We start from the raw sequence: 12076 nt of genomic DNA on the forward strand, positions 1-12076 counted from the left end.
TTCACGCTCAGCACTCTAGGCCACCGCTCCCAGACCTTGACAGTGGTGAGAGGCGAGCGTTTCCTGTGGCCGTTTGTTTCATTCGAGGAGCCGCAATGAAAGCACAGGCATTCGGCGTCGCCCTGGCACTGGCCACCGCCTCGCTCACCGTTCCCACCGCCCAAGCCCATCCCCCGTCGCCACCACAGGTCCGCGTCTGGGTCACGACCCCGGACCGGGCCGAGCTGCTGCACGAACGCACCCCGGTCACCTTCCAGCGGGGAGCGAGCGACCGGACGACGATCACGGTCGACCCGACGACGTCGTACCAGACCATGGACGGCTTCGGCGCCTCGATCACCGACTCGTCCGCGAGCGTCCTCTACCGACTCAGCCCGGCGGACCGTGAACAGACGCTGCGCAAACTCTTCGACCCGAAGCAGGGCATCGGGGTGAGCCTCCTGCGGCAGCCGGTCGGTTCGTCCGACTTCACCGCCGCGGCCGAGCACTACACGTACGACGACGTACCGGCCGGGCAGACCGACTTCGGCCTGAAGCACTTCAGCATCGCGCACGACCAGCAGCAGGTCCTGCCGTTGCTCAAGCGGGCCAAGCAGCTCAACCCGGCACTCAAGGTGATGGCGACGCCGTGGAGCCCGCCCGCGTGGATGAAGACCGGCGACTCACTGGTCGGCGGCCGGCTCAAGGACGACCCGAAGGTGTACGACGCCTACGCGCGCTATCTGGTGAAGTTCGTGCAGGCCTACACCCAGGCCGGCGTGCCGATCGACTTCCTGTCCATCCAGAACGAGCCGCAGAACCGCAAGCCGAGCGCGTACCCGGGCACGGACATGCCGGTCCGCCAGGAAGCAGCAGTGATCACCGCCCTGGGTCCACTGCTGCAGAAGGCGAGCCCGCGGACGAAGATCCTCGGCTACGACCACAACTGGACCACCCACCCCGGTGATATCGCGTCCACGCCGCCCGGTGAGGACCCGGAGACCGACTACCCGTACAAGCTCCTCCGGACGTCCGCGGCCAAGTGGATCGCGGGTACGGCGTACCACTGCTACTCCGGCGATCCGTCGAAGCAGACCGACCTGCACAATGCGTTCCCCACCAAGGGCATCTGGTTCACCGAGTGCTCGGGATCGCACGGTCCGACCGACACCCCGCTGCAGATCTTCCGCGGCACGCTCACCTGGCACGCCCGCACGCTGATGCTCGGTACGACGCGGAACTGGGCGAAGTCGGTGGTCAACTGGAACATCGCGCTCGACTCCACCGGCGGCCCGCACCTCGGTGGCTGTGACACCTGCACCGGCCTGGTCACGCTGCAGCCGGACGGGACGGTCAGCACCGATGCCGAGTACTACACGATCGGGCACCTGTCGAAGTTCGTGAAGCCGGGCGCGGTCCGGATCGGGAGTACGTCGTACGGAACGACCGGGTGGAACGGGCAGCTGATGTCCGCGGCCTTCCGGAACCCCGATGGTTCGACCGCACTGCTCGTCCACAACGAGAACGACGACCCGCGGAGCTTCGCGGTGGCGATCGGCGACAAGTCCTTCGAGTACGAGTTGCCGGGCGGTTCGATCGCGACCTTCACCTGGGACCGGGTCAGCGCGGACGTGCCGCAGCCGGTCTCGCTCGAGGGCGCGACAGCGACCGCTTCGGTGAACGGGACCGAGGCCGGGCTGGCGATCGATGCCGACGGGTCGACGGTGTGGACGAGCAAGGAGGCACAGGCGCCGGGTCAGTGGGTGCAGGTGGATCTCGGCCGGGCGAAGACGTTCCGGGAGATCGCTCTGGACAGCGGCGGGAACATCGGCGACTTCGCTCGTGGCCAGGACGTTGCCGTCAGCAACGATGGCGTCCACTGGCGGACGATCGCGAGCGGTCCGTCGACCGGTCAGCTGACGACGATCGACGTACGGGCCGTGTCCGCGCGGTACCTGCGGATCACCTCGACCGGCAGCGCCGGCAACTGGTGGAGCCTGGCCGACCTCCGGCTCTACCGCTGACCCTCGATCCAGCCCGCGACCGCCGCGGCCTTGTCATTGTCAGAGGCAATGACCTGCAACCCGACGGGAAGGCCGTCAGCCTGGATCGGCAGGCTGACGGCCGGGTGCCGCGTGAGGTTGGCCAGCCGGGTGTTCCGCAGCAACTGGGCCCGTACGGCGAGCCCGCCTTCCTCGGTGTCGACGGCCGAGATGAGCGGTGCCGTGGTGAGAACGGTCGGCGTGAGGACGGCGTCGACGTTCGCGAGCAGGTCGGCCAGTTCGGTGGTGATCGCCGTCGCTCTGGTCCGGGCAGCCTCACGCTCTGCGGGCGAGACCTGCGCCGCCTCGCGGAGACGCTGCCTCACGTCAGGCTGGTAGCGCTCCGTGGATCGACCGGCGTGGTTGGCCACGGCCTCGGGTCCCTGGATGTCCGCCGCGGTGCGGAAGCTGTCGGCCCAGTCCGGAAGCTCCACGTCGACGAGGACGGCACCTGCCGCGGCGAGACTGTCCAATGCCGTCAACCACGCGGCACGGACGTCCGGCGTCGCCTCGAGGTACTCCGGGTTCGTGACCACCCCGAGCCGGGGTGCTGTGGTCCGGGCCTCGAACTCAACGCCGGCAAGGGCAGCCAGGGCGTACGCCGCGTCCGCGACAGTCGACGCCAGTACGCCGACGTGGTCAAGGCTCTGCGACAACGGAAAGACTCCATCCGCCGACAGGGTGCCGTACGACGGCTTGAAGCCGACCGCACCGCACAACGCCGCTGGGATTCGCACCGACCCGGCGGTATCCGTCCCGATCGCCAACGGAACCACACCGGCCGCCACCGCGACCGCTGCGCCCGAACTCGAGCCACCCGTCATCCGCAACGGGTCATGCGGATTGCGGCACGGGCCGACCCGGTTCGACGTACCAGTGCAGCCGTAGGCGAACTCGTGACTGTGACTGAGCCCGATGACGATCGCCCCGGCCGCGCGGAGCCGCCGTACGACGTCCGCGTCACGGTGCCCGACCTCGTCGAGCGCATCGGACCCACAGCGGTACGGCAGGCCCTCGACCTCGACGATCTCCTTGACCAGCACCGGCACACCCGCGAGCGCTCCGCTCCGGTCATGAGTGGCCGCGGCCTTCCGGGCACCCTCGGCATCCAAGTGCACGACAGCGTTCAACCCAGCGATCTCGTTCGCCCGGGTCAACGCGTGCTCGACCAACTCGGCCGGATCGACGCTCCCCGCACGAACCCCGGCCGCAATCTCCTCCAACGACGTCACCCGCACATCAGACCACGCCGGCCTCACGGCTGTCCGGAACGGGCGAGAGGAAACCGAAACAGGGGCGTCATGCTGTCTTGCTACCGTCGCGGGCATGACGGCGGAGTTGATCGAAGGGACCGAGCTCCGGGCGGTGCCGGGCACCGATCCCGCGCTGCTGGCACTGACCACCGCGCAGCAGGCCGAGCTGGCCGCGATGTACGGCGAGGACCAGCCGCTCGTCGCCCTCCACCCGGACATCTCGTTCACCCTGCTGCTGCTCGACGGCACCCCGGTCGGCTGCGTCGGCCTGCAACCGGTCTCCCCCGGCCTCGGCGAGATCAAGCGCATGTACGTCGACCCGTCCGCCCGCGGCTGGGGCCTGTCCCGGGTCCTCCTGAAGGCCGTCGAGACCCAGGCCCGCGCCACCGGACTGACCCGCCTCCGGCTGGAGACCGGCACCCACCAGACCGAGGCCATCGCCCTCTACACCCACCACGGCTACACCCCCACCCCGCCGTACCCCCCGTTCGAACACGAACCCGCGTCCCTCTGCTACGCCAAAGACCTGTAGATCTCATCGAGCCCGACGGTCAGCACCTTCGGGTCGAGCCCGGGTTCGAACCCGGCTCCGCTGTAGCAGGCCAGCACGGTGTCCGAGGTGTCGTAGTCCTTCGACAGCAACTGCCGCGCTCGCTCGAGCCGCTCGACATGCCGCCGCCCCATCACCTCGCCCCACTTCACTTCCCCCAGCGACAAGAGCTTGCGTCGCTGCCCGGAAGTCGCCGGCGCGAGGACGACGACGTCGATCTCGATCTGAGTGCGGCGACTGTGATCCGGGACGACGCCGGCGCCGATCTGTCCCGGCAGCTCACCGAACAGCTCCGCCGGCGCCGAGAGTGCGAAGTCCCGGCAGAGCTGCTCGAAGTGCGGTCCGACGACCTGTGAGGAGAACCGCGCTCTGGCCGCCTCCCAGACGTTCCGCGCCCGGCCGCTCTCCAACAGTCCCCACTGCGGCCGCATCACCACGTGGTAGAAGACCACGAGCGGCTCGGCCACCCGATAGGTCGAACGACGCGAGCGGAACACGTCGTCCTGCCGCCGCACCAGGCCGCTGTCCTCGAGGACGGTCAGATGGTGCCCGATGTCGGTCGACTTCCGGCCGACGTAGTTCGCGATGCCACCCCGCGTACCGTTGCCAGCAGCAACTGCCGCGAGCACCGAGTGGTAGAGCGCACTGTCGCGGACGTCCATCTCCTCGTCGAGCAGGTACCGCGCCTCGCGGAACAACGGATTCACCGGACTGAGCACGGTCCGCAGGACCCAGTCGTCGAACTCGTCCACGGACCCCGGAACGTCGTCGTCGACGAACCGCCGGTACGCCGGAGTCCCGCCGGCCACCGCATGCACGAGAGCGGCGAGCCGCGGATCCGTCAGACCCCAGAACTTGGCGGCCAGGCGGTAGTCGAAGGGCCGGACCACCAGCTCCAGGCTCGCCCGCCCGCGCAACGGAGCGCTGCCGGACAGCAGTCCGCCCATCACCGACAGGGCGGAACCGCACAGCAGGATGCTGGTCCGGCGCCCGGCCGACGCGGCTTGGTCGATCTCTCGCTGCAGGATCGACGGAAGCGCCGGTGAAACCTTGCTCAGGTAGGGGAACTCGTCGATGACGAACGGGCCGGTGGCCGGGTCAAGGGAGAACAGGAAGCGGACGGCCTCGTCCCAGCTGTCGAACCGGGGTGGTGAGGCCAGCCCGAGGTGGGTCCCCACCGCCGTCGCGAACAGGGCGAGCGATTCGGTCTCGGTTGCCTCGGTGGCGCCGAAGTACAGGCCACCGGTCTGCTCCGCGAGCGCCTGCACCAGATACGTCTTGCCTTGGCGCCGGCGGCCGCTGACCACACCCAGTTGCGGGCTCTTCGCGGTCCTGCCCGCAAACCGCTCCAGGGAGCTCCACTCGGTGTCGCGCGCGAAGATCCGGTCAGGCTTCCGCATGTTTGAGAACTATACTTATAATAAGTGCACCTCTACAACGTCGATGTTCAGGGCAGGTCCAGGACCAGGTGGTCGCCGGCGCGGTGGAAGCCGAGTTTGGTGAGGTAGGGGGTGGAGTCGCGCATCCGGGGCGAGGCCAGCACCTGGCGGAAGCCGTGGTCGGTGAAGACGTCGCTGCGCCGGTAGACGAACTCGCCGGGAGTGAAGTCGCGGTACTTCGGCAGCACGTAGTCGAGGTCGATCTGGGCCCGGCCCTCGCCGGCGTCGTGGGCCAGGACGACGCCGACGGTGCGGTCGCCGTGCTGGACCAGGAACGCGTACGGGCTGGCGCTCGGCGTGAAGCCGGGGTTGAACCGGCTGATGTCGCTCTCGTGCCGGGTCAGCACGTGACCCAGGTACGCGTCGCTCTCGTCGACCTTCAGGACCGTGTACTCGGCCTCGTCGTGCCGGTGCCGGAGCAGCCGCCACAGGTGGACGACGTTGATCACGGCCAGGACCGCGTTCATGCCGACCATCGGCCAGACGCCGATCGCGAGGTTGAAGCCGACCAGGATCACGCAGCCGATCAGGTTCAGCAGCCGCAACCGCAGGATCCGGGTCTGCAGCAGCGACAGCACGACCAGCGCGGATCCGCCCCACCCGATGATGCTCAAGACGTCCACAGCGCGAGCGTAGAGCAGACTGATCCGGTGACCGAGTCGCTACTGCTCGACGGCGTACCCCTGCGGGCCGTCGACCCACAGGTGCTGAGAGCAACCGCCTACGGACACTTCACCTCGATGCAGGTTCGCGGCGGCGCGGTGGACGGACTCGACCTCCACTTCGAGCGGCTCGACCGCAGTGCCCGTGAGGTGTTCGGCCAGGCGCTTTCCGCCGACCGTGTCCGCGCCGATCTTCGCGCGGCCCTCGAGTACGCCGGGACCGGCGATCTCTCGCTGCGCGTCAACGTCTTCGCCACCACCGAGCTACACCTTCTGATCCGCGTCGGCCCGCCGGTCGACCCCGGCGTACGACCGCAGCGCCTGCTCGCCTTCCAGCACGAGCGCGCGGTCCCCCACCTCAAGCACACCGGCACCTTCGACCTCGTGTACTACGGCCGCCAGGCAGAGCTCGCCGGGTACGACGACGCCGTCTTCCACACAACGTCCGGCGAGATCTCCGAGGCCTCGATCTGGAACATCTGCTTCGCCCGCGGCACCACGATCGTCTTCCCGACCGCCCCAGTCCTCCCCGGCATCCGCCAGCAACTCCTCCAGCAAGGCCTAGCCAGCTACGACACCACGGCCATCCCCCTGACCGACCTCCCGACGTACGACGCCGCCTACCTGACGAACTCGATCGACCCGGCCCTCCCCGTCGCCTCGGTCACCACCGGCCCCGACACCACGACCTACCCACCCCACCCCGACTCAGCGGCCCGCCTAGCCGCCGCCTACGACTCCATACCTCCGCAGCCCATCTAGGAGCGCTCGGACCACCAGTGGAGGAGTTGTTCCCGGGCTCGGGTTTCGCCGAGAGGGCCTTCGTCGAGGCGGAGGTTCATGAGGAACTTGTAGGCCTCGCCGACCTCGCGGCCCGGGGGGATGCCGAGGATCTCCATGATCTGGTTGCCGTCCAGGTCGGGGCGGAGGGCGTCGAGTTCCTCCTGCTCGCGGAGGCGCTCGATCCGCGCCTCGAGCTCGTCGTACGCGGCTCGCAGTGCCTCGGCCCGGCGGCGGTTGCGGGTGGTGCAGTCGGCGCGGGTGAGGACGTGCAGCCGCTCGAGCTGGTCGCCGGCGTCGCGGACATAGCGCCGTACGGCGGAGTCGGTCCATTCGCCGTCGCCGAAGCCGTGGAAGCGGAGGTGGAGCTCGATGAGCTTGCTCACCTGCTCGATCTGCTCGTTGCTGAACCGCAGCGCCTTCATCCGCTTGGCGGCCAGTTTCGCGCCGACGACATCGTGGTGATGGAAGGTCACCTTGCCCCCGTCCTCGAACCGCCGGGTCTTCGGTTTGCCGATGTCGTGGATCAGAGCAGCGAACCGAACGACGAAATCGGGCGTCGGAACAGAGAGACGAGACTCCAGATCGATGGCCTGATCGAGGACGGTGAGCGAATGCTGGTAGACGTCCTTGTGCCGGTGGTGCTCGTCCACCGTCAGTTTCAGCGCGGGCAACTCGGGCAGCACGTGCTCGGCCAGGCCGGTGGCCACCATCAGGTCGAGGCCGATCCGCGGGTGGTCGGCGCAGATCAGCTTGATCAGCTCGTCGCGGACCCGCTCGGCCGACACGATCGTGATCCGCTCGGCCATCGCGGTCATCGCGGCCACCACCGCCGGGTCGGGCGTGAACCCGAGCTGGGCGGCGAACCGGGCCGCCCGCATCATCCGCAACGGGTCGTCGGAGAACGAGTCCTCCGGGGTGCCCGGCGTCCGGATCCGCCGGTGCGCGACGTCCTCGATCCCGCCGTACGGGTCGACGAACTGGTGCGACGGCAACCGGACCGCCATCGCGTTCATCGCGAAGTCGCGGCGGGCCAGATCACCCTCGAGGCTGTCGCCGTACGACACCTCGGGCTTGCGCGAGGTGGGATCGTAGGACTCCGACCTGTACGTCGTGATCTCCAGAATCCATTCACCCTTACGACAACCGATGGTGCCGAAGGCCTTGCCGATGTCCCAGATGTGGTCCGCCCAGCCGGCCAGCAACCGCTCGATCACGTCCGGGTGCGCTGACGTGGCGAAGTCCAGGTCCTTGCTCCCCCGGCCCAGCAGAATGTCCCGGACGGGACCGCCGACCAGGGCGATCTCGTGGCCGGCGCCGGCGAAGCGGGAACCGAGCTCGTCGACCACCGGGGCGATCTGCAGCAGTGACTGGACCGCGCGCCGCTGGATGGCGGACAGCGATCCGGCGGGGCCTGACTGGTCGGCAAAGGGTGACACGGGGAACTAGGTTACGGTGACGGCGTGTTCAGACGGCGACTGAGGCTCTCCGCGGTGGCGGGTGCGGGCCTGCTGATCGCTGCGACGGCAGCGACTCTCGGCACTCCGCCGGCGACGGCGGCTCCGGCCGACGACCCGGTCGTCCAGGTCACCATCGACTCGTTCGGGCCGATCGCGCCGAAGCCCGGCGAGCAGGTGCAGATCAAGGGCACCGTCAAGAACACCAGCACCGAGACGTTCGAGGCACCGCAGGCGCTCGCGTGCATCGACCGGACCCGGCTGTCCACGGCCGCCGAGATCGCGGGGATCCCGGCCGAGCAGGACGTGCCGATGAACGACCAGAACAGCTGCTCCCGGCTGACGAGTCCGGACAGCGGGGTCTTCCAGCAGTACGACGCCCCGCTGGCGCCGAACGCCTCGGTGCAGTTCACCCTCACCGTGCCGTGGAACGAGTGGCGGATCAGCCGGGAGACCGGGGTCTACGTGGTCGGCGTCGTGTTCCGCGGCACCCCGCAGGACAAGGAACGGCTCACCATCGGCCGGGCCCGCACGCTGATGCCGGTGATCGGCAACGAGCCACTGCCCGGCAAGGTGAACACCGCGCTGGTGATCCCGCTGCGGCACCGGCCGACTCTGCTCGGTGGCAAGAAGTTCACCAACGAGTCGCTGGCCGAAGCGATGGCCCCGACCGGCCGGCTCGGCAAGCTGCTGGCCCTCGGCAAGGACCGCAAGGTCACCTGGCTGGTCGACCCCGCGATGCTCGACGAGGCCCGGCGGATGCGGGACGGGTACGAGGTCGGCGAGACCAAGCCGACGCCCGGCACCGGGCAGCGGACCGCCGCCGCCTGGCTGCAGGAGTTCGAGGCCAGCCTGGCCCGCGGCAACCAGGTCGTCCTGCTGCCGTACGGCGACCCGGACGTGGCCGGGCTGCTGGACGCGGGCGATCCGCTGAAGGACCTGGTCCGGGACGCGCGGTTCCGCTCCGAGGGCTTCAACCTGGCGCCGTACGGGTTCACCAACGGGCTCTGGCTGGAAGGCGGCGCCGCCGCCGGCCGCTACCTCGCGGCTGCCTCGACCGGCTTCCCCGGCGCGACCGCCGATGACGTGAATCTGGTCAGCAGCGCGTCCTGGCCGGCCCCCGAGCGTCCGGGCCTGACGGCGACCTCCCCGGTCTACGACATCCAGACGCCGGAAGGCCCGCGGGACGAGGTGCGTACTGTCGTCGCCGACGCCGCGCTGACGTCCGGCGGGCCGGACAACGGCACCGACGAGAGCCCACTCCAGGTCCGGCAGCGGTTCGCGGCCGAGACCGCGCTGATGGCCGCCGGCGGCAAGGGCACCACTTCGGTGGTCGCCGTACCGCCGCGGGGCTGGGACTCCGACGGACGTGCCACCGCCGCGCTCGCCGCGGATCTCTCGCTGCCGTGGATCAATCCCAGCAGCGTCGACCAGGTCGTGACCGCGACGCCGAAGCCGCCGAGCATCAAGGCGCCGGCCGCGCCCCGGTCCAACGCGACCATGACCGCTGACCAGCTCAACGGCCTGAACCAGCTCGACCAGGCGACCACCACGCTCGAGAACCTGCTGGCCGACCCGGAGGACCTGCCCGAGACGATGCCGCAGGCCCTGCTCCGCGCCGCGTCGACCAGTTGGCGCGGGTTCCCGGACGAGGCCCAGCGGTACACCGCGATCGAGCTCGGCTCGGTGAACCAGCAACTGGGCAAGGTGCACCTGGTCAACAACGTGGCGAACGGCGAACGCCGCGAGATCAAGGTCAACCTGGCCGGCAGCAAGGGCACGTTCCCGCTGACGATCACGAACGACACCGAGTGGTCGGTCCGGGTCGGCATCGTGGTCACGCCGACGAACCGGACCGACCTGCGGATCGAGGAGCAGCAGACCAGGGTCCTGGCGCCGAAGCAGAAGTTCACCCCGCGGATCAACGCGAGCGCTGAGCAGAACGGCCTGATCCGGGCCAACGCCCAGGTGATCACCGCCTCCGGCCGCCCGGTCGGCAAGTCCGAGGAGCTGCTGATCCAGGCCAGCCAGTACGGCAGCGTCGGCTGGATCCTGGTCGGCGCGGCCTGCGCACTGCTCTTCGGTACGTCGTTCGTCCGCATCTACCGCCGGATCCGGACCGAGCGCCGCAGCCCGTCGGCCGGTCCGTCGGCCGAGGCGGAGGCGCCGGTCGACCCGTTGCACCCTGAGCCACTGGATCCACCGTCCGCCGGCCCGGCCGCCGACGCGTCCCTGAAAGAAGGAGTCGGTTCGAAGGATGGCTGACCGCACCCTGCGCTCCGCGGGGGTGATGGCAGCCGGAACCGTGCTGTCACGCCTGCTCGGATTCGTCCGGATCGCCCTGCTCGCGGCCGCGATCGGCACCGCGCTGCGCGGTGACATCTTCACCGCCGCGAACACCATCCCGAACAGCCTCTACATCCTGCTGGCCGGCGGCGTGTTCAACACCGTGCTGGTGCCGCAACTGGTGCGTGCGATCAAGAACCACGACGACGGCGGCCAGGACTTCACCAACCGGCTGCTCACCTTCGGCTTCGTGGTGCTGGCGGTCGTGACGGTCGGGTGCGTGCTGCTGGCGCCGGCGATCGCCAACCTGTACATGCCGGAGGAGCTGAAGGACCCGTCCCGGGCGTCCGAGCGGGCGTCGATGGTGATGTTCGTCCGGCTCTGCCTGCCGCAGATCTTCTTCTACGGCGCGTTCGTGCTGGTCGGCCAGGTGCTGAACGCGCGGCGCCGGTTCGGTCCGATGATGTGGGCGCCGATCGCGAACAACATCGTCGCGTGCGCGTCGATCGTGATCTTCCTGATGGTCTACCGGGTCGGCGACCACCCGCCCACCTACAGCCACGGCGAGGAGCTCCTGCTCGGTCTCGGGCACACGTTCGGCATCGCCGTACAACTGCTGGTGCTGCTGCCGTACCTGCGGGCGAGCGGGCACACCTTCCGGCCGAAGTTCGGTCTGCGCGGTACCGGTCTGGGGCACACTGCCCGATTGGGCATCTGGACGGTTCTTTTCGTCGCGGTCAACCAGGTGACGCTGGTGGTGGTCACGCGGCTCGCGATCGCCGGCAGCGCGTCGGACGACCCGGGCTCGAAGGCCGGTCTGTTCGCGTACAGCACCGCGATGCTGATCATCCTGGTGCCGCACGGCATCGTCACGGTCTCGCTCGCGACCGCCGCGCTGCCGCAGATGTCCGCGCTCGCGGCCGACGGCGACATGACCGAGCTCGAGCGGCTGTCGGCCCGGTCGGTCCGGCAGACGCTGGCGATCGTCGTCCCGGCCGCGGCCGCGATGGTCGCGTTCGCGTATCCGATCGTCACGGTGATCACCGGGTACGGCTCGGGTAAGAACAACCTGACACTGATGTCGTACACGCTGATGACACTGGCGCTGGGCATAGTCCCGTTCACGATCCAGTACTTCCAGCTGCGGACGTTCTACGCCTTCGAGGACACCCGGACACCGTTCTTCCTGCAGTGCGTGATCGCGACGACGAACATCGCGGCGGCCGTGATCGGGGTCCGCGTGCTGCTGGATGCGGAGCACCTCCGGTTCAGCGGTGTCGTGCTCGGTGCGGCGTACGCGCTGGCTTACCTGGTCGCCGTACTGCTGTCGCGACCGGTGCTCCGGCGCAAGGTGCCGCGGGTCCCGGGAGCCGGGATCGGGCTGCCGCTGCTCGCGATGGTGATCGCGGCCGTCCTCGGGGTCGGCGCCGGGCGCGCGGTCCTGTGGGTGCTCGGCCAGGTGATCGACTGGTCCGGACCGATCGGCGCCATCCTCCAGCTCGCCATCGCGGCCGCCGTGATGCTGCCGGTGTACGCCGGGGTCGCGCGGGTACTGCGGATCCACGAAGTCAACGACGTGGTGTCCATGGTCACATCGAAACTGCCGGGCCGCCGCTGAGCCAGACCGC

General features: G+C 69.3%; 9 protein-coding genes. 5 read left to right on the forward strand and 4 right to left on the reverse strand.

Annotated features, from left to right (window positions below; all coding sequences use genetic code 11):
- Positions 1–95 precede the first annotated feature (95 nt).
- Positions 96–2003, forward strand: a complete 1908-nt coding sequence (locus ACZ6O0_RS39890) for a discoidin domain-containing protein (RefSeq protein WP_465770274.1) — start codon at positions 96–98, stop codon at positions 2001–2003.
- Here the strand turns inward: ACZ6O0_RS39890 and ACZ6O0_RS39895 are convergent.
- Positions 1994–3253 carry an amidase gene (locus tag ACZ6O0_RS39895; protein WP_465770275.1) on the reverse strand — a complete coding sequence of 420 codons (1260 nt, stop codon included), beginning with the start codon at positions 3251–3253 and terminating at the stop codon, positions 1994–1996. The genes ACZ6O0_RS39890 and ACZ6O0_RS39895 overlap by 10 nt on opposite strands.
- Positions 3254–3347: 94 nt before the next feature.
- Between ACZ6O0_RS39895 and ACZ6O0_RS39900 the strand changes: the two genes are divergently transcribed.
- Positions 3348–3806, forward strand: a complete 459-nt coding sequence (locus ACZ6O0_RS39900; RefSeq protein WP_465770276.1) for a GNAT family N-acetyltransferase — start codon at positions 3348–3350, stop codon at positions 3804–3806.
- On the opposite strand, the gene ACZ6O0_RS39905 is transcribed toward ACZ6O0_RS39900, so the two are convergent.
- Together ACZ6O0_RS39905 and ACZ6O0_RS39910 are read right to left on the reverse strand one after the other, a co-directional pair.
- Positions 3788–5224, reverse strand: coding sequence for an ATP-binding protein (locus ACZ6O0_RS39905; protein ID WP_465770277.1), 1437 nt, complete (start codon positions 5222–5224; stop codon positions 3788–3790). The genes ACZ6O0_RS39900 and ACZ6O0_RS39905 overlap by 19 nt on opposite strands.
- A gap of 47 nt (positions 5225–5271) precedes the next feature.
- Positions 5272–5886, reverse strand: a complete 615-nt coding sequence (locus tag ACZ6O0_RS39910) for a hypothetical protein (RefSeq protein ID WP_465770278.1) — start codon at positions 5884–5886, stop codon at positions 5272–5274.
- 27 nt (positions 5887–5913) lie between these two features.
- On the opposite strand from ACZ6O0_RS39910, the gene ACZ6O0_RS39915 reads away from it, so the two are divergent.
- Positions 5914–6687, forward strand: coding sequence for an aminotransferase class IV (locus tag ACZ6O0_RS39915; protein WP_465770279.1), 774 nt, complete (start codon positions 5914–5916; stop codon positions 6685–6687).
- On the opposite strand, the gene ACZ6O0_RS39920 is transcribed toward ACZ6O0_RS39915, so the two are convergent.
- Complete coding sequence (locus tag ACZ6O0_RS39920) at positions 6684–8105, reverse strand: CCA tRNA nucleotidyltransferase (RefSeq protein ID WP_465770320.1); 1422 nt, start codon at positions 8103–8105, stop codon at positions 6684–6686. The two genes, ACZ6O0_RS39915 and ACZ6O0_RS39920, sit on opposite strands and share 4 nt — an antisense overlap.
- Positions 8106–8168: 63 nt before the next feature.
- On the opposite strand from ACZ6O0_RS39920, the gene ACZ6O0_RS39925 reads away from it, so the two are divergent.
- Positions 8169–10427, forward strand: coding sequence for a DUF6049 family protein (locus tag ACZ6O0_RS39925; RefSeq protein WP_465770280.1), 2259 nt, complete (start codon positions 8169–8171; stop codon positions 10425–10427).
- Positions 10420–12066 (forward strand): murein biosynthesis integral membrane protein MurJ, encoded by a 1647-nt coding sequence (murJ, locus tag ACZ6O0_RS39930; protein ID WP_465770281.1) that lies wholly within the window; start codon positions 10420–10422, stop codon positions 12064–12066. The genes ACZ6O0_RS39925 and murJ overlap by 8 nt, the downstream gene beginning before the upstream one ends.
- Positions 12067–12076 lie beyond the last annotated feature (10 nt).

The organism is Kribbella sp. NPDC048837 (genome assembly GCF_055586945.1).

Bases quoted from the DNA above. Each gene is read 5' to 3' on its own strand.
- ACZ6O0_RS39890 (WP_465770274.1), top strand. From the start codon at position 96: ATGAAAGCACAGGCATTCGGCGTCGCCCTGGCACTGGCCACCGCCTCG.
- ACZ6O0_RS39905 (WP_465770277.1), bottom strand. From the start codon at position 5,224: ATGCGGAAGCCTGACCGGATCTTCGCGCGCGACACCGAGTGGAGCTCC.
- murJ (WP_465770281.1), top strand. From the start codon at position 10,420: ATGGCTGACCGCACCCTGCGCTCCGCGGGGGTGATGGCAGCCGGAACC.
- ACZ6O0_RS39900 (WP_465770276.1), top strand. From the start codon at position 3,348: ATGACGGCGGAGTTGATCGAAGGGACCGAGCTCCGGGCGGTGCCGGGC.